Origin of the sequence: Methylophilus sp. 3sh_L (assembly GCF_046766015.1) — a bacterium.
Lineage (GTDB): Bacteria > Pseudomonadota > Gammaproteobacteria > Burkholderiales > Methylophilaceae > Methylophilus.
On record NZ_JBKOUF010000008.1, the window covers coordinates 60,699 to 85,158 of the forward strand.

Here is a 24,460-nt window from a genome sequence, read left to right on the forward strand (position 1 = left end):
TGCAAGAGGTATCGGGTGGATTATTTAGCCTTAATTAGGGTGCCTACACCTTCGTCGGTCAACACTTCGAGCAGCAAGGCATGCTCGACCCGCCCGTCAATGATGTGTACAGACTTTACACCACTGCGCGCCGCATCCAGCGCGGAGCCGATTTTTGGCAGCATACCACCGCTCAGCGTGCCATCTTCCACCAGGTCGTCAATTTGCTTGGGTGTCAGGCCAGTCAGCAGTTGGCCATTTTTATCCAGCACGCCTGGCGTGTTGGTCAACAAAATAAGTTTTTCTGCATTGAGGATTTCAGCCAGTTTACCGGCGACAACATCGGCATTGATGTTGTAGGTTTCGCCATCCTTGCCAACACCAATCGGCGCAACCACCGGAATAAAATCGCCACTATCCAGAAAGGTGATGATGCTGGGGTCTATGCCTGAAATCTCACCGACCTGGCCCACATCAATCATTTTGCTCGGGTCTTTGAGGTCTTCCATCAGCAGTTTGTGCGCATGGATAAAATTACCATCCTGGCCGGTTAAGCCCACCGCTTTACCGCCGTGACGGTTAATCAGGTTCACGATTTCCTTGTTCACCTGGCCACCCAACACCATTTCCACCACGTCCATGGTTTCTTCATCGGTGACGCGCATGCCCTGAATGAATTCGCCTTTTTTGCCCAGCTTGTCCAGCATTTCATTGATTTGCGGACCACCACCATGTACCACCACCGGGTTCATGCCCACCAGCTTTAACAGCACCACATCCTGCGCAAAACACTCTTTGAGGCGGTCGTCTGTCATGGCGTTGCCGCCATATTTGATCACAATGGTTTTATCAAAAAAGCGTTTGATGTAGGGCAGCGCTTCGGACAGGGTTTTTGCCTTTTGCGAGGCAGTGGCATGTTGCATCATTGGAGGTCCGTATTGAGTTCAAAACAGCGTGAATTTTACCGCAGAAATGTGAAGCGCTGATTAAAAAAACAGCGCTTCATAGCATGCGAATTTAGAGGGGGCAGGGGATTTAAGCGAGATGCATTATCCAAATTAAACTTGCTGGATACCTGCCAACAACCATGGTGCATCGCTAGGCTGTAGGGCTTTTTGCAAGTGCCAGATTTCATCTATGGTCTCAATGGCGCCATTGTTTTCGCGCAGCTGACCCGAGTAACGCACACTGGCAATGGTATAAGCCCCTTCAGTGACGACCTCAACGAGTGCAGCCTCAATGTTTAATACCTCGGTAGTTTGTGGGGCATCGCCGCGCTCGTGCAATTGCAGGCTGATTTCAGCATAGACCTCAGGCGTTGTGTATTCACGAATGTCGTTGATGTCTTTGCGGTCGTTGGCAGCTTGCAGGCGGATAAATGAAGCTTTGGCTCCACGTAAAAAACTGTCCACCGGAAAGTCAGCTGGAATGTTTGCATAAGTTGGTGCGGCAGCACTAGGTTGGGATGCGGATCCAGATTGAAAGGCGGCTGGTGCATAAGGGGCACCTGCGCCTGCATATTGCGGCGGCGAGGCTTGTGCAGTTTGAAAGCGGCGCACTAAAAACATCAGCAAGGCAAAGCCTGCAACCACTATCAATAATGTGCTGAAATTATTGGCAAAATCGCCCAATCCGCCGTGTGAAAACAGGGTTGCCAAGCCGGCACCAATGGCAAGACCGGCCAATGGCCCCATCCATTTACTCATCCCGTTCTGTGGTGCAGCCGCAGGGGCTGGTTGTGGCGCGGCTTCAGGCGCACGTTGCATTTGTTTGGCGGGCGCAGGACGATTTTTACCAAAACTGCTGCCGCCACCAAAGCGTTTGGCCTCGGCTACGCCAGACAATAAACTCATGCAGACCATCAACACCATCAATAGCTTCCAAAACTGTTTCATGTTTTCCTTTTTGTTTCTGTGTTTTAAATAAATGCTTGATTGCCAGAGCGCTTGCATGGCAATCGGATATCCAATGTAACTTAAGTGGGCATGAAATGGTTGCATTTCAAGAAGCTAAGGCCATTGTTTGTTTTTTAGGACCATAAAAGGGTCAGCCTTTTGGCTGCCGCCTTACAAAGGTTTCACAAACACCTTGGATTTGCGCTGGAAGTTGTAAAGCTTGAGTTTTTCTTGCGGCAGTTGCTCCACGCTTTCTTCACTAAAGCCGCGCTCCAAAAACCAGTGCTCGGTACGCGTCGTCAGGCAGAAGAGCTGTTTAAAGCCTTTCTGGCTGGCCTGTTGCTGGCAATAGTTGAACAGCTTGTCGCCACGGCCGCCACCGCGGTATGCGGGGTCTATAGCCAGGCAGGCGAACTCTACCATTTTCTCTTCTGCAAACGGGTATAACGCTGCGCAACCAATGATGCGGTTATCGTGTTCCATCACATAGAAATAGTTGATTTCCATCTCTATGCGCTCGCGGCCACGCCGCACCAGGATGCCTTCGTTTTCCAAGGGTTCAATCAAGCGCAAAATACCGCCGACATCTTCGATATTCGCCTGGCGCATGGTTTCCAGCGCCAGCTCGGTAATCATGGTGCCTATGCCCTGGCGTGTAAACAGCTCCTGGATGATGGCGCCATCAATATGGCGCGAGATCAGGTGGGTTCTGGCCACGCCATGCTCGCATGCACGCACGGCAGCGGGCAGGTAATAATTGACGTCCTCTGAATAAAAAATCGGGTCATCACTTTCCTGCACATTGCGCAACAGATTGCGTGCTTTGGCAGAGGTCATTTCGCGCAACAATTCACCGCGCAGGTTCTGGATGCCTTCTGAATCCATGAGGAAAATCAGTTTTTCGGCATCCAGCGCAATGGCGGCGCTTACTGCCACATCTTCCAAGGTCAGGTTAAAGGTCTCGCCGGTGGGCGAGTAACCCATGGGTGACAGCAACACCATTTCGCCATCATCCAGCCGTTTCTGGATGCCGACCGCATCAATCTTGCGCACTTCGCCTGTATGTTGCAGATCCACACCGTCGCGTACACCCAAGGGTTTGGCAGTGACAAAATTACCGCTGGCGACACGGATATCGCTCCCTGCCATCGGCGAGTTGGCAATGCCCATGGATAACAGTGATTCAATCTCTACCCGGATAGCCCCATTCGCTTCTTTCACCGCCTCCATGGCGGCATCATCGGTAATCCGCAAGCCGTTGTGCAGTTTTGGCGTGAGGTGGTCACGCTTGAGGCGTTGCTCGATTTGCGGCCGTGCACCATGGACTAGCACCAGCCTGACTTCGAGGCTGGCCAGCAGGTTGAGGTCGTGCGAAAGCGCCACAAACTGCTGCTCACTGACCACTTCGCCCCCAAATGCAATCACAAAGGTGCTGCCGCCAAAGGCGTGTATATAAGGTGCCGCAGAGCGGAACCAGTGTACAAACTCTTTGCTGTTGGCGCTCGACAGGATGGCTGGCGGGGTGTTGGTCAGCGAGATTGGCGTCAGGTTGGCATCATAAAGGCGGCCAGGCGTGGTATGCAGCGCTTGCGCAGCAGCCCGTAGCAATGTCTCGGAGATGCCTATTTCACCGCGTTCAATGCGTGACAAATTACTGGCATCCGTGCCCATGCGGGCAGCTAGTTGCTGTAAGGTTAAATTTTGCGATTTGCGCAAATCTCTTATATTTGATCCAAGCATTTGTCTTAAATTAAAGTTTATTTTGCAAAATATTAAATAAAAATGGTTTTTATTGCAAATATTTAAGATTTTATTTTTCCGCCGATACACGCAGATAAACGCCGATATGACATAACAGGGTGGGAAGTATGCATGGTGTCACAATCAATAAAATTGAGTGGGAGTTATCCGCGTTCATCGGCGTGTATCGGCGGAAAAAAGTTTTTGGTTATGTATTCTAAGGCGTGACCAACACAAAAAAATGACGGCCAAGGCCGTCATATAAGGTCAAGAACACAGAGAGACTACGTCAACATCAACTGACTGGCTGCGGGCGGATTGAGCGGTACATCCGGTTGCTCTGCCGTTTGCTCAATACCAGCTGCCAGAGTTGCCCTTGCCGGGAGCGGAAATACCCTGCACAACACATCAGGTAGTATTTCCACATCCGGTAAAAACTTTCATCGTACTTAAACTGCAATTCAGGCCAGGCGCGGTTGAACTTGTCCCACCAGGCCATTAATGTCCGGTCATAATCCGGGCCGAAGTTGTGCCAGTCTTCAATTAAAAACTTTTCTTCTATCGCCTGCGTGATTTCGCTGGCCGAGGGCAATTTGCCATTCGGGAAAATATAGCGGTCTATCCAGGCATCGGTATGCAAAGCGGTTTTATGGTTGCCTATGGTATGCAACAAAAACAGTCCGTTATCCTTTAGCAAGTGCTGTGCGGTGGCGAAATATGTTTCGTAGTTCTTTTGGCCGACATGCTCAAACATGCCGACCGAGACAATCTTGTCGAATTGGCCATGCAACTCGCGGTAGTCTTTGAGCTGGATATCCACCGGCAGGCCCGCGCAGCGTTCCCTCGCCAGTGCCTGCTGTTCCACGGACACCGTAATGCCGATGACTTGCGCCCCATAATGCTGCGCCATGTGTTTGGCCAGGCCACCCCAGCCACAGCCGATTTCCAGGACACGGTCGCCGGGCTGCAAATCCAGTTTCTGGCAAATCATATCCAGCTTGTTAAACTGCGCTTCTTCCAAACTGTGCGCGTGCTGCCAGTAACCGCAGGAGTAGCTCATGCTCGAGTCCAGCATGGCTTCAAACACATCATTGCCGATATCGTAGTGTTGTTGTGCCACCTGATAAGCGCGGTGCGGTGCTTGCAGGTTAAACAAGGTATGGCGGATGATTTCACCCAGCAATTTCAGCTTGGCGGTGCCGCCCATTTTTTCATCCAGGTCAGCGCGCATCACACGGTGGAAAAACTCATCCAGCCGGTTGCAGCCCCAGCGGCCCTCAATGAATGCCTGGCCAAGTCCGAGTGACCCTTTGGTCAACACATCACGGTAAACACTCTCTTCATAGACCTGGATATCCCAGGGGGCGTTGCCATTGATGGTAATGCCTGCCGCCGCCAGCAAGCTGGCGAGTGTATCCGGCGGCGCCGGCTGCGCGGAAACGTAGTGATTGGTGGTGGTTTTCGGCATGATCGTTTGATAATCCCTAATAACACTTCACAGAGGCAACGATGATGTATGCATCATAAAAACAGTTGCGCTTGCATACAACTCGTCATATGACGTATGACATTCCCGGCAAGAAAGATTCAATCGCCGCCGGCAGCTTTATATTTGTAAAGCAAAGGGGTTGAAGAGGGGAGACTTAAGGATGCAGCCACGAGAACCAGACTGACAGGCTCGCGATACTCAGCAGAGTGCTCAAAAACACCGCCGCGGCATAGAGTGCGCCATCCAGCCGATAGCGCTCGCAGATAATAATCCCAAACACCATGGTGGGCATGGCGGCCAGCAAAATGCACGCAGTCAGGATATCCCCTGAAATGCCCAGCCATTGCGCAAAACACCAGGTCACCAGTGGTGCAACGCACAGGCCAATGGCGCAAACCGGCAACAACAAGGGCATGAATTTGAGTTTAAAGGTATCCCAGCGGATACTCATGCCCAATGCAATTAGCATCAGCGGCACCACGCCCCCCGCTAGGGTATGCAAGGCATGGGCAACCATGACTGGTTGCGGGATCTGGCATAGGTTGAGAATAGCTGCCAAAAACAAGGCCCAGAGTGGTGGTACGCGCATCAGCTCTTTGAGCGGGTGTGAGCGTTGCTCGGCATGACCGAACTGTTGCGCCATCAGCATGCCCAGACTCAATAGGATAGGCGTGCAGGCAAACAGGTCAAACTTGAGTACGATCTCATGCGTCCAGTCGCCCAATACCTCGCTGGTCACCGGTAGGCCAAGGTAGGTCGCGTTCGGGAAGGTCGCCGCCAGCATCAGTGCACCTTGCTGGGCACGGGTCACGGTCATCAGACGTTGCAATAATTGCAGCACCAGCCACATGCAAGAAGCTGCCACGATCAGGCGGCACACCGCCGTCAGCGCAATTTTGACTGCACTCAAATCGAACGGCGCCTGCCATAAAATATTGAGTACTAGCGCTGGCAGCAGAATATAAAACACCAAGTCGGTCAGCGCACGGCGATGTGACAGGGCCGTGATATGGGAAGGCGCCCAGCGTTGCCAAAGCATGCCCGCTAGAATCAGCAGGGCCATTTGCAGCATGACTTGCAGCATCTTTCGCCTTATAAACCGAGCGCGGTCAGCCCCGGATGGTCATCCGGGCGTCTACCCAAGGGCCAGAAAAACTTGCGCTCTGCTTCTTTAATCGGCAGGTCATTAATGCTGGCGTGGCGCTGCATCATCAGCCCGGCTTCGTTAAACAGCCAGTTTTCATTGCCGTAGCTGCGATACCAATTGCCCGCGTCGTCATGCCACTCATAAGCAAAACGCACGGCAATCTTGTTATCCAGAAACGCCCAGATTTCCTTGATTAAACGGTAATCCAGCTCGCGCGCCCATTTGCGGGTTAAAAACTGATGTACCTCTGTACGCCCCACCGGAAACTCGGCACGGTTACGCCAAACCGTATCTTCTGTGTAGACCTGGATCACGCGATCCGGGTCGCGGCTGTTCCAGGCATCTTCGGCCATGCGTACTTTTTGTATGGCTGTTTCCAGGGTAAAGGGCGGTAACGGTGGGCGGGTTTCCATAAAGGCTCCTTGCGTTTCTGAGAATGCAGTATCCAACCTGCTTAAAAGTCTCCCCACAACGACTGCATCACGCTGATGGCAGTCAATGCTGCGGTTTCAGTACGTAAAATCCGTGGGCCAAGTACGATAGACTGGAAGTGATGTTGCGATGCGAGCGCAATTTCTGACGCACTCAAGCCGCCTTCCGGGCCAATCAGTAAATGAATGGCGTTTTTTGGCGTGTCCAGAGTGGCCAGCCTTTGTGCACCAACAGGATTCAATAACAGATTAAGGCTGTCAGCGGTCGCGTGCTGGCTTAGCCATTGTGCGAGCGTGAGAGGCGCGTGCACTAACGGAATTAAGGCGCGACCACTTTGCTCGCAGGCGGCAATCGCCACGCCTTGCCAGTGTTCGACCCGCTTTTCGGCACGGTCACCACTGAGCTTGGTCACGCAGCGCTCGGTGCTGAGCGGATAAATCTCTGTCACGCCAAGCTCTACCGCTTTCTGGATGGTGTAATCCATGCGGTCGCCGCCGGATATGCCTTGCAGCAGGCGGATGTTCAGTGGCGATTCATTGCCAACCTGGGTGCGGCTCAGCACCTCGACGGTGGCGGATTTTTTTTCAATCTGCGTCAGCGCGCAAAGATAGTCAAAACCATCGCCACAAAACAGAATCAACGTATCGCCCACTTTGAGTCGCATGACCCTGACTGCATGCACCATGGCGTTATCGCTGAGTGGGACGGATTGGCCGACAGACAATGCTGTCGGGCTATGAAATCGTAAATTACTCATGACTGGCATTGTAACCAAAATGCCCCTGTGCGGGCACGGTGGTCACAAGATTCACCTTGGCGTCTTAATCACGTACCATACTGGTTTGATTTAATAGTAGGAGCAACGCTGATGGCAAGTATTAGCCCCCCCGTATGTGATTTTGGCTGGAAAGCACCGGCATTCAATTTGCCAGATGTGGATGGTAACCTGGTCAACCTGGAAGCCAGCATGGGTCCGAATGGGTTGCTGGTCATGTTTATCTGCAACCATTGCCCGTATGTGAAAGCGATCTTGCCGCGGCTGATCGCTGACGTAAAAGCACTCAAGGCGCTGGGCGTGAATACGCTGGCGATTATGTCCAACGACCCTTCTGATTACCCGGAAGACAGCCCCGAAAATATGCGCAAAATCGCCACCGAGATGGCGTTTCCGTTTCCCTACCTGCTGGATGAAACTCAGCAAGTTGCCAAAACTTATGATGCTGTGTGTACGCCAGACTTTTTTGGCTTTAATAAAGATTTTGCATTGCAATACCGGGGTCGGTTTGACGAGAGCCGCAAGGAAACCGCTCCTGAGAGTACCCGTGAATTGTTCAAAGCCATGAAGTTAGTGGCTGAAACAGGTCATGGCCCGCAGGAACAGATTGCAAGTATTGGTTGTTCTATCAAGTGGAAAGAGTGAGCGTTAACCTGGCGTGCCGTCAATACGCGGTTTAGTCAGTATCGGCCAATAGAGAATCGTAAATAATGTGAATGCGGCGATCCAGCCGCTCGCCGCCAGCATGACTGACAAACGGTAAAAGTCTGGCAGCACGAGTGGCAATAACACCCGGCTCAGGGCCGCCAAAATGATCAGGCTAAATATCCAGACCACGCTACGCGGTGGTTGATGGATATTGCGGCCAGTATGTCCTAGTGAGACCCGCGCCATCATCGCCAGCGTAATCACGCCGATGCCGCCAATGGCCCAGCAATGGATGGCTAAAATAACAGAAATATTGGTTGCCATAAAACTCAGTGCATAGAGTAAAAAGCCCAGGTTGATGAGCCACAGCCCCAAATAGAAACTCCACAATAGAGGCACTTGCCAAATGCCTGGCGTATGCCAGCGCCATAACCTAAAACCGGCACTGATGGCGATAGTGAGTCCTAACACAATATTCAATGTGTCCATGTTAATGGTCAAGATATTAAGCAATAAGGCCGCCAGCCCCACCATCAGCAGGCGATCAATCCAAAGTGCGTTTTTAAGCGTCACTTCTTCTTCGACACCGCGCTCGATAAACATCGGCAAAATGCGGCGGCTGATCACCAGAATCAAGCTGACATTCAGCAATAGCCCCATCCAGATGGCTGCATGCGCACCTTGGGTGCTCAAGCCAGTCGCCTGGGCATAAAAAGCCATATTGCCCAGGGTGAGCAGCACGATTTTTGATAACACACCGAGTTGACGCCACTGTTTGGCCAGAATAATGGGCCTTGCCACCGCAAGCAGCAGCCATAAGTTAAACGCGCCATCAAACAGTACAGCCAAAGCGACCTGCGAGGGGATAAACAACATCACGCTGCGTGCCAGCGCCCAGCATGCTACTAGCCCCATGAGTGGGCGACCTTGCAGGGTTTGTATCCCGGTCCAGTTTTTGACTGCGGTGAGTAAAAAACCGGCAATCACTGCAAAAGCAAAGCCATACAGCATTTCATGCGCATGCCACTGTGAGGCTGAAACGGTGGTTAACGCTGGCGCCGATGAGGTGACATATTTCCATACCCAGAGGCCGATCGAGAGCGCTGCAAAGCCGGCGGCCAGTAAGAAAAAAGCCCTGAACCCCAGGTTGAATAAAGCGAACTGGTTCGCCGGTACTTTACGCCCAGGCGGCGAAATGGTGAGTGGTTGCATACCTGCCTCCTCATAAGTGTGTAGCGAACAATAACGGAGCCGAGGTGCTCGCTTATTGCGCTGACGCAAACATGATGCATGCAAAAATGCTATAAAAAAACCCCGCGATAAGCGGGGTTATCTTTATCAGGCATGGGTGTATTAATGAGCCTGGCGCCGCCGCAATATCATTGGCAATCCCATGATCAGTAGCCAGGCCTTGCTTGGCTCTGGCACCGGGGTCACCGCCCAGCTGGCGACGACCAAAAGCTGGTTACTGTATATATTGTTGAGTTGCAAGCGTGAGGCCGTGCTCTGACCACTGAGTTCTAGCAAGCCACTTGAGGCTTCGCCGATATACACTTCCCCCTCACCTTGCAACACTGCCGCTCCGGCATAATCGCTGGCACCAATCACTGTCAAACCATTTCCCTCCAGCAAACTGATGCGGTCATATAATCCATTGCGTAAAAGCGCATAACGAGACGCACCCGCCAAGTCTATTTCTACCTGGCCTGTACCTGCATTGCCCAGGTAGTAAACAGAGAGCGTGGCATCAGCCAGGCCAAGCAGCGCGCCATCTAAAGTCAGTGCAGGGTTTGATCCAGTCGATAGCGGATTTGCCAGTGCGTCTTCCAGGCCTGTGACAAAGGCTGTGTCATTGCTACCGTCTCGCACCATGCGCATGATGGCGATTTGCGCGGCCAAGTCGCTGCTTGAGACATTTTCACTGCTAAAGCCGGCCCTGTTTCTGCCTAAACTGGGGTCTACAGTCGCTACCACATTCCAGAGTTCCCTATTGAGTTCAAACGCTGAGTTAAAGCTGCTGCCAGTACTGTTGCCGGTTGCCAGAAGCGTTGCGCTGTCACGCGCTGCTGTGAGAAAACTCTGTGCACTTTCCAGTTCTGGCGTGCGGCTGGCTTTGAGGTTATTTGCGACAGCAATGTCTGTCCATACCGCATCGCGCAGGGTTTTGACATCGGCTGCGGCGGCTCCCCAGCGCACTGAAGCGTTTCCGCCACCGCTGCCAGCGGTTGCAGAGAGGGCATCTGCGACATATTGGCCAGGTGTTTTTGCGGTAAAGGTGGCGTTGACATTGATCGTGCCGGATAACGATAGTCCAGCATAATTAATGGTGACGCCATCTGCGGTGAATGTAGTGGCGCCACTGGCTTGCAAGCGTATCGGTTGCACCAGTGCAGCGGCATTAGTCGCTGCGTTTGAAAGGGTGGGGGTAGATTTTAAGCTGCTATAGACTTCATCGCGGGTGCAGGAAAGCGCGGTTGCACGGCAAAACCAGGTGGCATCGAGGTTGAGGGATTCGGTGGTGGTTAGCAGGCCGCCGCTCAATGTGGCGCCTGCTTCTATCCGCGTCAGGGTGCGTTGGCTATCTGGCAATACTGAAACACCGGGGTCGTTGAGTGAAATAAATTGATTACCCCTGAGATCAACCGTCATGCTGCCACTGGTGAATGTGCCTAGCCTGTTGCTCAAGAATCTAGCGTTTGCAATACTTGGGTCCAAGGTCAAAAGCTTGTCAATGTGATCGCTGTAACCTGTGAGATCAACGCCGTCTACAGACATTGAGGTGGTTCTGGTAATAATGGCTAATTCATTAAAGTTTAGCCGCATATTGGTCGCGATTTCAGAGGCGAGCGCCTGTAGAGGCAGGCAAGCAGCCAACAGAATGATGGCGGCAGATGGTTTAGCGTAGCGCTGCATGGTCAACATGACAAACCCTTTGCCCTGGTTGGGCACGATATTAAGAATGTGCCTAGACTAGTGGAATCCTTACAAAAAATGCACCCCCTGTTCAGGGGGTGCCTTCATTGCCACTCAAGTAGTGAAACAGTCGTTTTATTTTTTTATAGGATTCCGGCCCATGACACAGCCTTTATTCTTCGATAGCTTTGCGCATGCGTCTGTATCCACCCACACCCAGCAAGCCCAGGCTGAGCATGAGCGTCGAGGTGGGCTCTGGCACGCTACTCACCATTTGCCCATACTGTATGTGATCGACTTCGATCAGTCCTCCGCCAGTACCAATAGTGATCGATTTTATGCCGCCGGCAAATTGCACACCAAAGAAGCTGTCATCGCCCGTGGTGCCGCCAAACGTGCTATCAGGAATGCCCGTAAAGGACTGTGAACCCAGTGATTGCCCGAGTGCATCTGTTGCGCTGAACGTAATGGTGCCAGAGCCATCCGTCCAAACCACCCCAAAGGCCGTTGGCAGAGGGCCATTGCCTGCGTAAGTAAATGTCACTGTGCCTGAAAACCAGCTACGTCCTGCGGTACCAAAACCATCAATGTTGCCATCATCGGCATCCACCGAGTCGGCAATGCTGGTGGGACCATATACTGAACCGTTACTGGCACTGATAGACGCATCCAGCGATCCATCTTCCAGATTATCCAGTAGGACAGGATTGCCTCCCAGGTAAAAGCCAGCTGGGATGTCACTCGAGGATAGGTAGGGCGTGGGTCCCCAGAAGATCGCGGTACTACTCATGGCGTGGGCTATATTGGCATTGGCAAGTAAACAGCCAGTGAGTGCGGTTATGATGGTTAATTTATGCATGTCTCTCTCCTCCTGATGATTGGAGCAGTCATCTTAGAGCGTTTGCCATGCTGCTTGCACCCCCAGTATGGGGGGTGTCAATGAGACGCTTGCGCAAATGCTTGCAACGGCAGTTGCAGACAAAGCTTGAGCCCGCCTGTGGCTAAGGCCTCAAAGTGCACTTCACCACCCAGCAAGGTTGCTCGTTTTTGAATATTGTTCAACCCCCGACCTTTGGTTCTGGCTGACTCAGCTGGCAGCCCTATGCCATTGTCACTCACGGTCAATGACAGCTGGCTTTCGTGATTGCTTAGGGTGACCGTGACCTGGCTCGCCTGTGCATGGCGAATCACATTTGAAACCGCCTCGCGGATAATGCGGCCCAGGTTGAGCACTTGCGGTTGTGTCAGGAGTAGGTGATCTGCCTTCATCTCAATCAGCCAAGCCAGCTGGATATGCACATCACTCAAGCGCTTTTCGCACTCTATGCGGTAGTCGGCCATCGCATCCGTCAATGGGATATGTTCTGTCCCTGCTCTTGAAACCACATCGCGCAAGTCTTGCAGGGCAGACCTGGCAAGTTCAGCATTGTTGCTGTCTTGGGCGCGGTATACCAGCGTCAGCAATTTGGCCCCCAAGTCGTCATGCAGATCCTGGTAAATCCGCTCGCGTTCTTCCAAGGTGGCTTGTTCCTTAAGGATGGCCTGTAGTTGTTCAAAGTTTTTATTGAGCTCCTCATGCTTGGAGATCACGCGCTGTTCAAGTTGCTGGTTGAGGAGCTCGTAGTTATTAAGCGCCCCCACATAGCGCGAGGTCATCATCAGGCCGACAATCAGAAACAGCACAGGAGCGGAAAACTGCATCAGGTATTCTTCACCGCTGACCAGTCGGGTCAGGCCTGTCAGGTTGGTGTGGATCAGCCAGTCGTGAAAAGCAAACAGCAGAATAATGCTCAGTGTCATTAACAATAGTCGGGCGTCTTTGTTGCGGTGCACGAAGCCTTCCCTTGCCAGTAAAGCCAGCCCGACCATGACCACTGCCATGGTCACCAAGTGCCAGAAATCTGTCACGTCAGTAAAGTAGGGGGCGGGGATGCACAGCAGCGTCAACGGGGAGAGAATGAGGATGCCCCATAACAGCTGGTTAAAGCGCTTGAGCCGGATGCCAACAAAGTCCAGCAATGAAATCAGCCACAGCGTGGCAATCGCCTGAAAACTCGCATTCACAAACAACTCCCATTGCGGGGTCGGTAATGGCGCTGTGATAATGTAAAAGTTGAGGGACTGCAGTGCCCAGACAAAGGCCGCCAGTCCAAATAGGCCATAAGCCGTATCCTGCTTTCTGCGCCACCACAGGCTCAGCATCAGCAGTCCGATGCCCACAATCAATAAGCTTGAAGTCTGGTTAAGGGTGATGCGGACAAATCTGGCTTCTTCAAAGCGCGGCTGTAGATGTTCCAATCTATCTATTTGCGGTGGAGAGAGCATGCCTTGCGAGTGAGAGGGGGCAATGACCCTCACCATTAACAGGTTGTCGCGCGGCTTGAGCAAGTGGGGCGGAATGGCGAACAACAAAGGGCGGTTCCAGTGCCTGGCCACGGGCTCTGCAAACGCCCCGCCAGAACCTATTTTTTCGCCATTCAAGAAAGCTTCGGCATTCAGGCTCAGTCTGGAAAGGTACAGGCCGTATAAGGCCTGTTGATCTAGCGCAGGGTAATCAAACCGGAAGCGGTACCAGACTATTCCATCTGCAGAGGCATGGTTGATTTTCCATACATCGGGTAATGTGACGGGCCGCCAGTCGGCCTGCTCGCCAGGCGGGAGCGGTGCGGTAGTCTCGACAAACTCGCCTTGCACCATGCTGATCAGGTTGGGATTGACTGGCGCTGAATGCGCAAAGGTGCTCAGTATCGCCAGTGCCAGCCACAGGCAGAGGTGGCGAAACGGTCCGACCAAGATGGACGCAAACATCATTTAAACAGGGCCGTGACCTGAATATACAGATCGCGCACATCAACAAAATTGCGCCCGGAGAAAGTATCCTGCATTTCGAGTCTGACGATGAGAGGCAGGGGTAACTTGCCTTGTTGCCAGGCTTGGATGCCACTCCAGGTTGCACTCAATCGGTATTGGTCTGCGCGGGTGTAAGTATAGGCTTCCAGGCTACTGGTGTCTGTGCCTAACGCAGAGTGGTAGTTGTCTGATTGTTTTTCATACCGATGCCAGGTCGCTGCCCAGCGCCAGTTTGACCAGTGATATCCCAACTCGATATCGGTTTCATAAAAGTCTCCCAAGTTGCGCTGCAAGCGTTGCTTGCTGCTGGCCAGGGCCAACAATTGCCCGGCTTGCGGAACACGCATGCTAGCTTTGTCGCGGGTTTGCCAGTTGTAATCAGCCAGTAACCGCAAGTCTATATGGCTGCCTAAATCCTTGAAGTATTCAATGCGGGTGCGGATGTCGTCGCTGCCATCGCCGGGCGGCGTATCCAGCAAGTTATCGGGGTCGTCTTTTTTAGCCAGACCAATGCGCCAGCCTATGCCTACAATTAGGCTTTGATCTGCCGCCTTGCAGGCCCGCCAGAGCACGCCAATAGTCGGGTCACTAAATCCTTCTGACTGTTGAGAAGCAATCCGCTTGTACTGGTAATCATAGGCCGGGTTGGTCAGCACATTCTGGACGCCAGCTGTATCCAGCGGCGCTACGCCTCCGCCAGCTGGTGCAAACGGGAAGTTGCCTGCGCTGATCGGTTGGCTCGCGTCAAATGCCGGATTGGCCCCCACTGTGCCCCTTGTGACATCAAAACTGACGCGAGTGCGTGATTTTACATAAGGGATAATGGCCCCTAGCGTGATGTCTTCAGTGAGGCCATAGCCTAAAGTCAATGTGCTGATTTGATTGCGCACGCGGCTATCGAACTGGGTGGTTCCAAGCGAAGCGCCTGCGCCCAGTGGCGCAAGCGCGTTAAAAACGCTACTGTTTAACTGAATATTATCAAAGCTGGCACCAAGGGCTTGCAGGCGGCCGTTCTGATCGTAACGCTGGTGATATTCGTTATCCCGTTGCTCAAAACGGACGCCCCAACTGCTTTCAGGCGCCATGGTATTGAGTCCAAATGCGGTTGGGGTCGGTATTTCATCCATGGCCCAAGCCCATTGCGTAAAGCTTAAGCTTAGCCCGAGCATTGCGCCAAGGCGAAAAAACGGTATCCATGAATTCGGCAACAAAGCAGGCAAATACAAAAGAGTTTGAGTCATAAGTGTATTCGAATTATTTTTTGATCGGAGCCCCCTGTTTGCGGGGGTGTCATACGTTGAATTTCGTATATAGTTTTTATTTCAACCTAACTGCTAGTTCAGCCACTGCTCTATCATGAAAACAGCGTTTATTCTTGAGGATACCCCAGAGTCGCAAGTGTGGCTGTCTGAAGTGTTATGCCAGAGTTTTGCGGGTATCCAGATACACGCTGCTAATCACGTCGCACAAGCCATCACAGCATTGAGTCAATTACCTGCCGTGGATATTGCCCTCATAGATTTGAGTCTACCAGATGGTAGCGGTGTTGCGGTGATTGAGTGGTTAAATCGCCACTCACCGCAAACAATCTGTGTGGTTGCCAGCATTTTTGATGATGATAGCCACATTTTCCCGGCTTTGCGGGCAGGCGCACATGGCTATTTACTCAAGGATCAACCGCAAGCAGCTATTGTGCAGGCACTCAACGGCATTGTGACCGGTCAGCCGCCACTGTCACCCGCCATTGCACGCAAATTACTACGCCATTTTCATGAGCCTTATATTGAGGACACGGCGCAAGCCCTGTTAACCGAGCGTGAAAAAGAGGTGTTATCAATTATTGCCAAAGGCATGACCATGGCCGAAACCGCCAATCTATTGGGGCTTAAGCGCAATACAGTCGCTGGTTACGTCAAGGAAATCTACCGCAAACTAAACGTTTCTTCACGGGCTGAAGCCGCCATTACGGCACAGAAGATGGGCCTGATTTAATCTTTTAGGGCACTTACGCAGTCCTTACTTTGTCTTCCTTCATGTAAGCGCTGATTACTCCGGCATTTTCTGCAAGGTATAATCGGCCCAATTAAAACATGGGAAGAGCACAATGACTACAAAACTGAAATGGGGCATTCTCGGCGCTGCGCGCGTCAATGAGCGATTGCTGCCTGCCATTTTAGAGGCGCACAACGCACAACTGGTCGCCATCGCCAGCCGCCGTCCTGGCGCTGCCAAGGCCACGCTGGAAAAATACGCGCCAAACGTAGGCGGTGTCAGCTGTTATGACGACATGGATAGCCTGCTCACAGACGGCAATGTTGAGGCGGTGTATTGCCCGATGGCCAACGAAGAGCATGCAGAGTGGGCGCTCAAGGCGATTGCGGCAGGCAAGCACGTGCTGATTGAAAAGCCGATGACGACCAAGTTGGCAGATATTAATACGATTGAATCTGCCGCCAAAGCCAAGGGCGTCACCGTGATGGAAGGCTTTATGTACCGCTTTCATCCGCAGCATGCAAAGGTTAAAGAATTAATCGACAGCGGGCTGATCGGCGATGTACTGTCTTGCCGTGCCAGTTTTTCTTTCCTGATGGCACCTGCGCGTATGTACCGCATTACCCGCGATATGGCGCATGGCGGCGGTGCCATGTGGGATATTGGGCCTTACGCCATCCATGCTTTGCGCTGGTGTTTTGGTGGCGGTGATGCGCCAGCCGAGCCGGTCAATGTGGTGGCCTATGGCAAGCTTAACGAGCATGGCGCCGATGTGGTCGCCAGCGGTGTGCTTGATTTCGGGCCGGATGCGCAAGGCCGTGCGCGGTTTGGCAATTTTGACGTGAGCTTCGAGCGTGGCCGCAAAGCCGAGTATGAGCTCATTGGTGATAAAGGCTGGATCAAGTGCCACAATATGTGGTCTTACCCCGGCGATGATCCGGTGATTAGCTGGGAAGCGGGCGGCAAATCAGAAACCATCGTTTTGCCCAAGGCCAACCACTTTAACCTTGAGATCGAGCACTTTGGTGATTGCGTGCTCAATGGCAAAGCGCCTTTGCTCACTTTTGAGGACGCACGCGGTAATTGCAAAGCGATTGAAGCGGTGATTGCGGCGTTGAAACGCTAAGGCTTTGCGTAATAAAAAAGGATGCTTTGAGCATCCTTTTTTATTTATTCATAACGGTGATCAATGTGCGAGCGGGATAAAGTGTAAGGCGCACGGAACGCAGAAACCGGAATGTACATATAGTACATGAGGATTTCGAGTACCGCGTAACGCCGCAATTTGCCCGCGCAGCCATTGATGATTAAATCTTATTATCTAGGCCCATCTGGTAATACTTATGCACAATCTTCTCCTGGTTTTCCAGCAGCCAGTCTATGCTCGGTTCGTTGCGCAAGGCTTTCCGGATCGCCTTGAAAGTCGCCTCACGGTGAATATCAAACAGTGCTTTATGGTCGATTTTCTCTTGTTCCAGAATCGCCGGGCTCAGCCACACTGAGACGATAATCCCCAAATCATTGGCTTTCTCTTTCGGGATGTCGCCGCTACGCACTGCATCGAGCACGCCATTGGCAATCGCGCCTTGCACGGTGCCCATTAAGATATTGGTATAACGTGGGTCTTTCACCGTCACCTTGCTCACCATCAATGTGGCCGGGCGCACCATGATATCGGTGTTCATAATCGCCAGTACGCGGGTATGGCCTTTGACTTGGTCGCCCAGTAAGTTGGCAAACGCCGTGCCCATGGGGCCGTTCATTTCACCAATGGCGACTTCGGGTTCGGCTGCTGTCCCAGGCGGGCCGCCTGCAACCAATGCTTCACCCACACGCATAATAATTCGATCGTCAGACATCGTTGGAGCTCCTTTGCTATCAATGTATTGCAACATGGTAGGGGAATTCTCCCACCATGGCTAGTTTCATGCACTCGACACCGCGGTTTTGCAACGCGAGACATCAGGCAGCGGCATGAATTTAATAGCCATTAACGCTTGAAGAAAAACGGGTTCTAGGGAATAATCTAGCCTTTCCGTAAAAGGCGGGTTGTTGCGCCTTTTTAAAGAATTCAATCAAGGTTTTGCAGCTTTTTGTGTAAGACCGCTCACTTTCACTCTAGGGAGAAAACAATGGCAACTCGTGTCGACTTGTGCAACGCCATCCGTGCTCTGAGCATGGACGCTGTACAAAAAGCAAACTCCGGCCACCCAGGCGCACCTATGGGCATGGCTGAAATTGCTGAAGTATTGTGGAACCACAATCTGAGCCACAACCCAACTAACCCACAATGGGCTAACCGTGACCGTTTCGTATTGTCCAACGGCCATGGCTCTATGTTGATCTACTCTTTGTTGCACCTGACTGGTTACGATGTGACCATGGACGACATCAAGTCTTTCCGTCAATTGCACTCCCGCTGTGCTGGCCACCCAGAGTACGGTTACGCACCAGGCGTTGAAACCACTACAGGTCCATTGGGCCAGGGTATTGCGAACGGTGTTGGTTTCGCCATGGCAGAAAAACTGCTGGCTAACCAATTCAACAAGCCAGGCCACGACATCGTTGACCACTACACATACGTGTTCTTGGGCGACGGCTGTATGATGGAAGGCGTTTCTCACGAAGCTTGTGCACTGGCTGGTACTTGGGGCCTGGGCAAACTGATCGCTTTCTGGGATGACAACGGTATTTCTATCGACGGCCACATCGAAGGCTGGTACACAGACGACACTGCAGGCCGCTTCAAAGCTTACGGCTGGCACGTTGTTTCAGTAGATGGTCACGACCAGGCTGCGATTCAAAAAGCCATCGACGAAGCTAAATCAGTGACTGACAAACCATCACTGATCTGCTGCAAAACCATCATTGGTAAAGGTTCTCCTAACAAGTGCGGTTCACACGACTGCCACGGTTCTGCATTAGGCGAAGCTGAAGTTGCTGCTACTCGTGAAGCCATCGGCTGGCCACACGCGCCATTCGAAATTCCTGCTGACGTATACGAAGGCTGGAACCAGAAAGACAAAGGCGCAAAACGCGAAGCTGACTGGAACGCCAAGTTCGACGCTTACGCTAAAGCCTACCCAGCAGAAGCTGCAGAATTCAAACGCCGTATGGCCGGTGAATTGCCAGCGAACTGGAAATCACTGACTGACGCAATCATCGCTGAAACCAACGAAAAAGCTGAGAAATTGGCCACTCGTCAGGCTTCACAAAAAGCCATTACTGCGTTGGCGCCAATCTTGCCAGAATTCCTGGGCGGTTCAGCTGACTTGACAGGTTCTAACCTGACAGCTTCTAAAGACTTCAAACACGTAAGCGGCAAAGAGCCAGGCAACTACATCTCTTACGGTGTACGTGAGTTCGGTATGGCTGCGATCATGAACGGTATGGCATTGCACGGTGGCTTGTTGCCATACGGCGGTACTTTCCACATGTTCTCTGACTACATGAAAAACGGCATGCGTATGTCTGCGTTGATGCATCAACGTGTGATCTACGTGCTGACCCATGACTCTATCGGTCAAGGTGAAGATGGTCCTACACACCAACCAGTAGAAAACACTTCTGGTCTGCGTATGATTCCTCGTATGGATGTATGGCGTCCAGCTGACTCTACAGAAACAACCGTTGCTTGGGTTGCTGCAGTAGAGCGTACTGAAGGCCCAACCAGCTTGGTATTGAGCCGTCAAGCTGTGCCAGGCATCAAGCACGATGCTAAAGACTTCGACCTGATCCGTAAGGGTGGCTATGTATTCTCCGACGTTGCTGGTAAAGCGGATGTGATCATCATCGCTAACGGTTCCGAGTTGGATCTGGCGATTCAAGCGGCTGCTGAATTGAACGCTGCGGGTACTAAAGTGCGTGTGGTTTCCATGCCATCCACCAACGTATTCGACCGTCAAGACCAAGCTTACAAAGACAGCGTATTGACTCCAGGCGTTAAACGCGTGGCTGTTGAAGCTGCTCACCCAGACTTCTGGCGTAAGTATGTAGGTATTGAAGGTGCTGTTGTTGGTATCGATACCTTCGGCGAATCCGCACCAGGCGGCGCACTGTTCAAACACTTCGGTTTCACAGTTGAAAATGTTGTGAATACCGTAAAAAGCGTTTTGTAATTATTCACAACATTTCGGCGTAGGCTAACTCGCCTTGTTTATCAAGGCGATGTTAAGCGTAGCGGCCGAAGCCAAAACGTCTTTGAACAAATCTGTTCTGTAATTTAGACCAGATTGCTGCATAAAAAAACCGCTTCCTTGTGAAGCGGTTTTTTTACGCCTGCCGTTAGTCAATTGCTTTGCGCGACAAGTGAGCTAGGGTATTCAATAATAACCCTGTAAAATATATGGTTTTATTGTTTGTCCCAAGAAAGTCCCCATGTCTACATTACCCGCCTGCCCACAATGCCAATCCGAATACACCTACGAAGATGGTGATAACTACATCTGCCCGGAATGCGCGCATGAGTGGAGCAAGGTTGCTGCAACAGATTCAGAAGAAGTGAAAGTCGTGCGTGATGCCAACGGCAATGTGCTGCAAGATGGCGACACCATTACGGTGATCAAAGACCTGAAAGTCAAAGGCTCTTCATCAGTGGTCAAGGTTGGCACCAAAGTGAAAAACATCCGCCTGGTCGATGGTGACCATGATATCGACTGCAAAATTGATGGCTTTGGTGCGATGAAACTCAAATCAGAGTTTGTGAAAAAAGCCTAACCGCCAACAATAAAAAACGCCTCAGTTAGAGGCGTTTTTTATTGCCCGGCTCATTATAAAAAGCCTTCAAACATTCTCGCTGACAATTGTTTCATTTTCTCCAGCAGACCACGCTTTTTACATTCTTCCAGTTCGATTTTTTTGGCAGAGGTCGTGTCCTCTTTAAACCTATCCTCCAGCGCCTTGGCAACCTCTTTGCCTAAAATCACCATATCCACCTCGGCATTAATCCCGGCGCTGCGGTAATCAAAGTTTGAGCTGCCGATAGACGACCATACGCCATCAATCGTGATGGTTTTGGCATGCAGTACTTGCCCCTGCATCTCATAGATTTCAACCTGGTTTTCAAGCAGCAGGCTATATCTAGAGCGTTGTACCAGCAGCGACAAGGTTGAGTCTGTAAAACTCGGCACTAACAACTGCACACGCACGCCACGATTGGCCGCATTGATGAGCGCCTGTAACTGCGCCTTGGTCGGTACAAAGTAGGCGGCATTGATCATGATCCGGTCTTCTGCGCTATCAATCGCCGAGAGCAGGGTCAGGTAATAAGGTGAGTCAGTGTTTTTTTGTTTGGTGGCAGGTGTGGCAATCACACGTGCAAACTGGTTGCCTTGTTTGCTTAGTTTCGGAAAAAAGTTGGATTCGTCGAGTGGCTGCTTTTTATCCCAGTTGGATAAAAAGATGCGTTGAATGTCACTTAAAATCGGCCCTTGCACCATCACGTCCGTGTCCCGCCAGTTCGAATCGGTTAACGGATTCACCGTCTCTTTTTTATAAGTCTTGAACGAGCCTTTGCTTTGATAAGTTTTGCTCAGGTTCACGCCACCTATGATTGCCACCTTGCCATCCACTACCATGATTTTCCGATGATCGCGCTGATTCCTCTGTGTAAGTGAGCCTTCATTTAAAGGATGAAACACCGTGATCTTGGCCCCCGCATTTTTCAGGGATTCAAAAAACTCAGGGGGTGTTTGCTGAGAGCCATAGGCGTCATAAATCACATGAACCTCAACCCCCTTGGCAAGCTTCTCAAGTAGCAAAGCCTTGAGCGTGACACCCCCTAAATCGACATCTTCAAAAGTGAAATATTCCAGGTGAATGTTTTTCTCGGCACTGCCAAGCAACTCCTTCATTTTGCTAAAGGTCGACTGACCATTAAACAGCAGGGTGAACGCATTATCGGCAAATAAATGATTGTCAGAAATTGCCTGTTCGACCTTTAAGTGCGCCTCTAGTGAAGCCCGGATACTTTCATCGGGAGAGAGCTTTTGCAATGCCTTGGAAACTTTACCGGGAGGCAGCTCTTTTTTTGCCCCAACCACTTCCACTTTTTGCTGCGGCTCAATGTTCTCAAAGGTTTGCTTGTGATCCGGGATCACCGCACAGTTTGAGAGCAACAAACTCATCAGCCATATGATTATTGGGGTGAGCCTGGAAGGTGTGCAATTGTTTGCCATCAAACACGAATTTGTGAGAATCATGAGTCAGGACAAAAGCCATGATGAGTAATGGCCGCAGTGTAGCTGAAGTTGGGAAATAAGAAAGTCAGTATCAGGCCTACAAGTGCTTTGATGGACTGAGCAGCAACGTTCTGCAAGATGGCGATACCGTTAAGGTGATCAAGGACCTGAAAGTGAAAGGCTCTTCGTCAGTGGTGAAGGTTGGTACCAAAGTGAAAAACATCTGAGACTGGTCGATGGCGACCATGATGTCGACTGCAAGATTGATGGTTTTGGCGCGATGAAGTTGAAGTTGGAGTTTGTGAAGAAGGCTTAGTACAATTTGTATATCATTTGATAAGAAGCCGCCTTGTGGAGGCGGTTCTTATTATCGATATTTAATTCCTAAATCCAGGGTTGCTCACTACCCTTACTAAACTAACTAGCTAAATTTCTTCAGCTTTCCAATCTATGTATCTGCATAAGCCTTCCATATCAGGAAATATGGACTGATAACTTACGCCAAACGTATCCAACTCCTTGAGAATCTCATTCCTATTTTCTGAATTTACTTTAATTTTTACCATACCTTCCGCGTGGTGTTCTTGTTCTCCTAAAGGTATAAATTTTCCATGTTTTCTAGATGGAGAATGTACTGTAAACCATCCATCTTGAGCTATGACTCTTGAGTCTTCCAAGCGAGTTCTGAGTATAGATGTTTGAATATGATCTTTAGTGTTACGAACTGATTCTCTGTCCAAATGGTCAATTCCCCAGTGGGGAAGCAAAATGTAAACATGAGGTTTATTTTGGGGATTGTTTTCGTAACAAGCAAACCAAATTGCTACCAATGGGTTACTGGTCCAGTCTAGCAGCCTTGTAGATAGTCCATAGTGTTGCGCTAAAGTAAGTAAACCCCACAAATCCAATTGTGAAATATCTTTATGTCTCCGTCCTCGAATTTTGAGCTCAGTTAACATAAAAGCTTCTTTTTTCAGAATTTGAGAGGACTCATTATTTCTTGCAATTTTTGGCAATAACGGAAAGTCTTGGCTTTGTCCGCGATAAAGTGGCTCAGAGTCTTGTCTCACATCGTGGTTTCTTTTTTTATGTTCTGATCTTACTCCACTAATGAGTGTTAAGTATTCAGTCAAGGTATTTATGACTTCAGTCCTCATACTATTTCCCTAAAACCCTTATCTACAAATCGCTTTGGCATATCGATTAATGAGATGTTTTTGGATGGTATGTATAACTCGTATCCTTGTTCGTAACTACTAAAATTCAAGAGAATTGGGGGATCGAGCTCTATATGGAATAAGAAAGTAGCAAGCTTCTCTGCTTCAATAATGTGAGATTGTAGGTTGCCAGCTATATCGTGAATATGGGTTTGCGTAAGTAGCTCTCTAACTAGTTCGTGGTCTAAATCTCGTACTTCGGTGAAACTATCTATATCTTTCTTGGAGTAGTCCGATACCTCTTCATTTTCATCCAGCTCAATTCCATCTTTCTCCATGCAAAATGCTTCTAATGCTTTGTAGAACTCACCAGGCATCCCATTGTAATCATCAGGCGGATACCAGTCGCTATTTGGAGGGTCCGCATTGTCGTCTAAAAGCCATATGTGTTTTAAACGAGATGGCTCTAAAGCTAAGGTTCTAGTATTGAGGGTGTCTAGGACTATCCATTCATTTTTCGATTCGTAATTCGATAATATCCTTGATACTCGGTCAGAATGCTTTATTTTGTGAGTGAAAAGTCCTTCAGCGGCTTTACCTGAACACTGACTTTTTCTCTTGCTTGCCAGAGGTCATAGGCTGTTTGTTCAGCTAACCAAATATCTGCACGTCCGCCGTTCTCAACCCCTAACCATTTTTCGAGGCGTATGGCCATTTCAGGGGAAATGGCAGCGCGGCCATTTAACACTTTGGATAAGGTCGGGCGGGCTACCCCTAATTGCTCGGCGGCTTCAGTCACAGATAAGCCTAGTGCAGGCAAGATATCGTCGCGTAGTGTTTCACCTGGATGAGGTGGGTTATGCATGTGGTTCATAAGTTTTCTTTCAGTGGTAATCTTGATAATCGATCAAAATCACATCTTCGCCTTCAAACATAAATGTCATTCTCCAGTTGCCATTCACTACGATTGAAAAATGTTGAGCGAGCTCGCCTTCCAACGAGTGCAATCGCCAGCCCGGTACATTCATGTCATCAGCGTTTTTCGCAACATTGAGGCGCAGCAGTTGTCGACTTAGTCTTTGAGCATGATGTGGTTGAATGCCTGCTTTACTGCCAGTTTCAAAGAACTGTTTTAAACCTTTGTGTTTAAATGATTTGATCATTTTTAATGAGTGTAGTGTGTAGCGTTACGCATGTCAATATCGTTAATTTGCATAATTAATTTAACATGTGATAAGGATATGTGGTGAAACAATTATTAAAC

23 protein-coding genes and 1 pseudogene are annotated in these 24,460 nt (G+C 50.6%); 6 read left to right on the top strand and 18 right to left on the bottom strand.

Annotated elements, in window-relative coordinates; all coding sequences use genetic code 11:
* Positions 1 to 20: 20 nt before the first annotated feature.
* The 7 genes from argB to ACIDF8_RS13380 all read right to left on the bottom strand — a co-directional run bounded on the left by argB (position 21) and on the right by ACIDF8_RS13380 (position 7,439).
* Complete coding sequence (gene argB / locus ACIDF8_RS13350) at positions 21 to 902, bottom strand: acetylglutamate kinase (RefSeq protein ID WP_379073761.1); 882 nt, start codon at positions 900 to 902, stop codon at positions 21 to 23.
* Between the two features lie 135 nt (positions 903 to 1,037).
* Positions 1,038 to 1,874 (bottom strand): Tim44 domain-containing protein, encoded by an 837-nt coding sequence (locus ACIDF8_RS13355; protein WP_412011107.1) that lies wholly within the window; start codon positions 1,872 to 1,874, stop codon positions 1,038 to 1,040.
* A gap of 171 nt (positions 1,875 to 2,045) precedes the next feature.
* Positions 2,046 to 3,614: an amino-acid N-acetyltransferase gene (gene argA, locus ACIDF8_RS13360; protein WP_412011108.1), complete on the bottom strand. Its 1,569-nt coding sequence runs from the start codon at positions 3,612 to 3,614 to the stop codon at positions 2,046 to 2,048.
* A gap of 295 nt (positions 3,615 to 3,909) precedes the next feature.
* Positions 3,910 to 5,082: a cyclopropane fatty acyl phospholipid synthase gene (gene cfa / locus ACIDF8_RS13365; RefSeq protein ID WP_412011109.1), complete on the bottom strand. Its 1,173-nt coding sequence runs from the start codon at positions 5,080 to 5,082 to the stop codon at positions 3,910 to 3,912.
* A 175-nt stretch (positions 5,083 to 5,257) separates the two neighbouring features.
* Entirely contained in the window at positions 5,258 to 6,187 is a 930-nt protein-coding gene (locus tag ACIDF8_RS13370) for an AEC family transporter (protein ID WP_412011110.1), read from the bottom strand.
* An 8-nt stretch (positions 6,188 to 6,195) separates the two neighbouring features.
* Positions 6,196 to 6,663 (bottom strand): DUF1348 family protein, encoded by a 468-nt coding sequence (locus ACIDF8_RS13375; RefSeq protein WP_412011111.1) that lies wholly within the window; start codon positions 6,661 to 6,663, stop codon positions 6,196 to 6,198.
* Positions 6,664 to 6,704: 41 nt separating this feature from the next.
* Positions 6,705 to 7,439 carry a 16S rRNA (uracil(1498)-N(3))-methyltransferase gene (locus ACIDF8_RS13380; RefSeq protein ID WP_412011112.1) on the bottom strand — a complete coding sequence of 245 codons (735 nt, stop codon included), beginning with the start codon at positions 7,437 to 7,439 and terminating at the stop codon, positions 6,705 to 6,707.
* A gap of 111 nt (positions 7,440 to 7,550) precedes the next feature.
* Here ACIDF8_RS13380 and ACIDF8_RS13385 point away from each other — a divergent pair, with 111 nt between their 5' ends.
* Entirely contained in the window at positions 7,551 to 8,102 is a 552-nt protein-coding gene (locus tag ACIDF8_RS13385; protein WP_412011113.1) for a thioredoxin family protein, read from the top strand.
* Positions 8,103 to 8,105: 3 nt separating this feature from the next.
* Here the strand turns inward: ACIDF8_RS13385 and ACIDF8_RS13390 are convergent, their stop codons facing one another.
* The 5 genes from ACIDF8_RS13390 to ACIDF8_RS13410 all read right to left on the bottom strand — a co-directional run bounded on the left by ACIDF8_RS13390 (position 8,106) and on the right by ACIDF8_RS13410 (position 14,995).
* The gene (locus tag ACIDF8_RS13390) at positions 8,106 to 9,317 is read right to left on the bottom strand and encodes an NnrS family protein (protein ID WP_412011114.1); all 1,212 of its coding nucleotides are present in this window, start codon (positions 9,315 to 9,317) and stop codon (positions 8,106 to 8,108) included.
* Between the two features lie 141 nt (positions 9,318 to 9,458).
* Positions 9,459 to 11,027 (bottom strand): hypothetical protein, encoded by a 1,569-nt coding sequence (locus tag ACIDF8_RS13395; protein ID WP_412011115.1) that lies wholly within the window; start codon positions 11,025 to 11,027, stop codon positions 9,459 to 9,461.
* A gap of 163 nt (positions 11,028 to 11,190) precedes the next feature.
* Positions 11,191 to 11,877, bottom strand: coding sequence for a PEP-CTERM sorting domain-containing protein (locus ACIDF8_RS13400; RefSeq protein ID WP_412011116.1), 687 nt, complete (start codon positions 11,875 to 11,877; stop codon positions 11,191 to 11,193).
* 77 nt (positions 11,878 to 11,954) lie between these two features.
* Entirely contained in the window at positions 11,955 to 13,829 is a 1,875-nt protein-coding gene (locus ACIDF8_RS13405) for an ATP-binding protein (protein WP_412011117.1), read from the bottom strand.
* Entirely contained in the window at positions 13,826 to 14,995 is a 1,170-nt protein-coding gene (locus ACIDF8_RS13410) for a hypothetical protein (protein ID WP_412011118.1), read from the bottom strand. Before ACIDF8_RS13410 ends, ACIDF8_RS13405 begins: the two co-directional genes overlap by 4 nt.
* Before the next feature lie 229 nt (positions 14,996 to 15,224).
* Between ACIDF8_RS13410 and ACIDF8_RS13415 the strand changes: the two genes are divergently transcribed.
* Positions 15,225 to 15,860 (top strand): response regulator, encoded by a 636-nt coding sequence (locus tag ACIDF8_RS13415; protein WP_412011119.1) that lies wholly within the window; start codon positions 15,225 to 15,227, stop codon positions 15,858 to 15,860.
* A gap of 112 nt (positions 15,861 to 15,972) precedes the next feature.
* Complete coding sequence (locus ACIDF8_RS13420; RefSeq protein WP_412011120.1) at positions 15,973 to 16,986, top strand: Gfo/Idh/MocA family protein; 1,014 nt, start codon at positions 15,973 to 15,975, stop codon at positions 16,984 to 16,986.
* A gap of 181 nt (positions 16,987 to 17,167) precedes the next feature.
* Here ACIDF8_RS13420 and fae read toward each other — a convergent pair whose 3' ends face one another.
* Positions 17,168 to 17,719: a formaldehyde-activating enzyme gene (gene fae, locus ACIDF8_RS13425; RefSeq protein WP_412011121.1), complete on the bottom strand. Its 552-nt coding sequence runs from the start codon at positions 17,717 to 17,719 to the stop codon at positions 17,168 to 17,170.
* A 273-nt stretch (positions 17,720 to 17,992) separates the two neighbouring features.
* On the opposite strand from fae, the gene tkt reads away from it, so the two are divergent.
* Together tkt and ACIDF8_RS13435 are read left to right on the top strand one after the other, a co-directional pair.
* Positions 17,993 to 19,978: a transketolase gene (tkt, locus tag ACIDF8_RS13430; RefSeq protein WP_412011122.1), complete on the top strand. Its 1,986-nt coding sequence runs from the start codon at positions 17,993 to 17,995 to the stop codon at positions 19,976 to 19,978.
* Between the two features lie 259 nt (positions 19,979 to 20,237).
* Positions 20,238 to 20,576 carry a zinc ribbon domain-containing protein YjdM gene (locus ACIDF8_RS13435; RefSeq protein ID WP_412011123.1) on the top strand — a complete coding sequence of 113 codons (339 nt, stop codon included), beginning with the start codon at positions 20,238 to 20,240 and terminating at the stop codon, positions 20,574 to 20,576.
* Positions 20,577 to 20,629: 53 nt separating this feature from the next.
* Here the strand turns inward: ACIDF8_RS13435 and ACIDF8_RS13440 are convergent, their stop codons facing one another.
* Complete coding sequence (locus ACIDF8_RS13440) at positions 20,630 to 21,985, bottom strand: phospholipase D-like domain-containing protein (RefSeq protein ID WP_412011124.1); 1,356 nt, start codon at positions 21,983 to 21,985, stop codon at positions 20,630 to 20,632.
* 179 nt (positions 21,986 to 22,164) lie between these two features.
* Between ACIDF8_RS13440 and ACIDF8_RS13445 the strand changes: the two are divergent.
* Positions 22,165 to 22,355: pseudogene (locus ACIDF8_RS13445) on the top strand (zinc ribbon domain-containing protein YjdM); the annotation flags it as partial.
* 109 nt (positions 22,356 to 22,464) lie between these two features.
* On the opposite strand, the gene ACIDF8_RS13450 reads toward ACIDF8_RS13445, so the two are convergent.
* The 4 genes from ACIDF8_RS13450 to ACIDF8_RS13465 all read right to left on the bottom strand — a co-directional run bounded on the left by ACIDF8_RS13450 (position 22,465) and on the right by ACIDF8_RS13465 (position 24,359).
* Complete coding sequence (locus tag ACIDF8_RS13450) at positions 22,465 to 23,196, bottom strand: FRG domain-containing protein (protein WP_412011125.1); 732 nt, start codon at positions 23,194 to 23,196, stop codon at positions 22,465 to 22,467.
* On the bottom strand, positions 23,193 to 23,573 hold the full coding sequence (locus ACIDF8_RS13455; protein WP_412011126.1) for a hypothetical protein: 381 nt from the start codon (positions 23,571 to 23,573) through the stop codon (positions 23,193 to 23,195). The genes ACIDF8_RS13450 and ACIDF8_RS13455 overlap by 4 nt, the downstream gene beginning before the upstream one ends.
* A gap of 185 nt (positions 23,574 to 23,758) precedes the next feature.
* Complete coding sequence (locus tag ACIDF8_RS13460; RefSeq protein WP_412011127.1) at positions 23,759 to 24,070, bottom strand: HigA family addiction module antitoxin; 312 nt, start codon at positions 24,068 to 24,070, stop codon at positions 23,759 to 23,761.
* 10 nt (positions 24,071 to 24,080) lie between these two features.
* Positions 24,081 to 24,359 (bottom strand): type II toxin-antitoxin system RelE/ParE family toxin, encoded by a 279-nt coding sequence (locus ACIDF8_RS13465; RefSeq protein WP_412011128.1) that lies wholly within the window; start codon positions 24,357 to 24,359, stop codon positions 24,081 to 24,083.
* Positions 24,360 to 24,460: the final 101 nt, after the last annotated feature.

Excerpts from the sequence above, each read along its gene's own strand:
- argB (WP_379073761.1), bottom strand. The coding sequence starts at position 902 with ATGCAACATGCCACTGCCTCGCAAAAGGCAAAAACCCTGTCCGAAGCG.
- ACIDF8_RS13355 (WP_412011107.1), bottom strand. The coding sequence starts at position 1,874 with ATGAAACAGTTTTGGAAGCTATTGATGGTGTTGATGGTCTGCATGAGT.
- argA (WP_412011108.1), bottom strand. The coding sequence starts at position 3,614 with ATGCTTGGATCAAATATAAGAGATTTGCGCAAATCGCAAAATTTAACC.
- cfa (WP_412011109.1), bottom strand. The coding sequence starts at position 5,082 with ATGCCGAAAACCACCACCAATCACTACGTTTCCGCGCAGCCGGCGCCG.
- ACIDF8_RS13370 (WP_412011110.1), bottom strand. The coding sequence starts at position 6,187 with ATGCTGCAAGTCATGCTGCAAATGGCCCTGCTGATTCTAGCGGGCATG.
- ACIDF8_RS13375 (WP_412011111.1), bottom strand. The coding sequence starts at position 6,663 with ATGGAAACCCGCCCACCGTTACCGCCCTTTACCCTGGAAACAGCCATA.
- ACIDF8_RS13380 (WP_412011112.1), bottom strand. The coding sequence starts at position 7,439 with ATGAGTAATTTACGATTTCATAGCCCGACAGCATTGTCTGTCGGCCAA.
- ACIDF8_RS13385 (WP_412011113.1), top strand. The coding sequence starts at position 7,551 with ATGGCAAGTATTAGCCCCCCCGTATGTGATTTTGGCTGGAAAGCACCG.
- ACIDF8_RS13390 (WP_412011114.1), bottom strand. The coding sequence starts at position 9,317 with ATGCAACCACTCACCATTTCGCCGCCTGGGCGTAAAGTACCGGCGAAC.
- ACIDF8_RS13395 (WP_412011115.1), bottom strand. The coding sequence starts at position 11,027 with ATGTTGACCATGCAGCGCTACGCTAAACCATCTGCCGCCATCATTCTG.
- ACIDF8_RS13400 (WP_412011116.1), bottom strand. The coding sequence starts at position 11,877 with ATGCATAAATTAACCATCATAACCGCACTCACTGGCTGTTTACTTGCC.
- ACIDF8_RS13405 (WP_412011117.1), bottom strand. The coding sequence starts at position 13,829 with ATGATGTTTGCGTCCATCTTGGTCGGACCGTTTCGCCACCTCTGCCTG.
- ACIDF8_RS13410 (WP_412011118.1), bottom strand. The coding sequence starts at position 14,995 with ATGGATGAAATACCGACCCCAACCGCATTTGGACTCAATACCATGGCG.
- ACIDF8_RS13415 (WP_412011119.1), top strand. The coding sequence starts at position 15,225 with ATGAAAACAGCGTTTATTCTTGAGGATACCCCAGAGTCGCAAGTGTGG.
- ACIDF8_RS13420 (WP_412011120.1), top strand. The coding sequence starts at position 15,973 with ATGACTACAAAACTGAAATGGGGCATTCTCGGCGCTGCGCGCGTCAAT.
- fae (WP_412011121.1), bottom strand. The coding sequence starts at position 17,719 with ATGTCTGACGATCGAATTATTATGCGTGTGGGTGAAGCATTGGTTGCA.
- tkt (WP_412011122.1), top strand. The coding sequence starts at position 17,993 with ATGGCAACTCGTGTCGACTTGTGCAACGCCATCCGTGCTCTGAGCATG.
- ACIDF8_RS13435 (WP_412011123.1), top strand. The coding sequence starts at position 20,238 with ATGTCTACATTACCCGCCTGCCCACAATGCCAATCCGAATACACCTAC.
- ACIDF8_RS13440 (WP_412011124.1), bottom strand. The coding sequence starts at position 21,985 with ATGAGTTTGTTGCTCTCAAACTGTGCGGTGATCCCGGATCACAAGCAA.
- ACIDF8_RS13450 (WP_412011125.1), bottom strand. The coding sequence starts at position 23,196 with ATGAGGACTGAAGTCATAAATACCTTGACTGAATACTTAACACTCATT.
- ACIDF8_RS13455 (WP_412011126.1), bottom strand. The coding sequence starts at position 23,573 with ATGCCTGGTGAGTTCTACAAAGCATTAGAAGCATTTTGCATGGAGAAA.
- ACIDF8_RS13460 (WP_412011127.1), bottom strand. The coding sequence starts at position 24,070 with ATGAACCACATGCATAACCCACCTCATCCAGGTGAAACACTACGCGAC.
- ACIDF8_RS13465 (WP_412011128.1), bottom strand. The coding sequence starts at position 24,359 with ATGATCAAATCATTTAAACACAAAGGTTTAAAACAGTTCTTTGAAACT.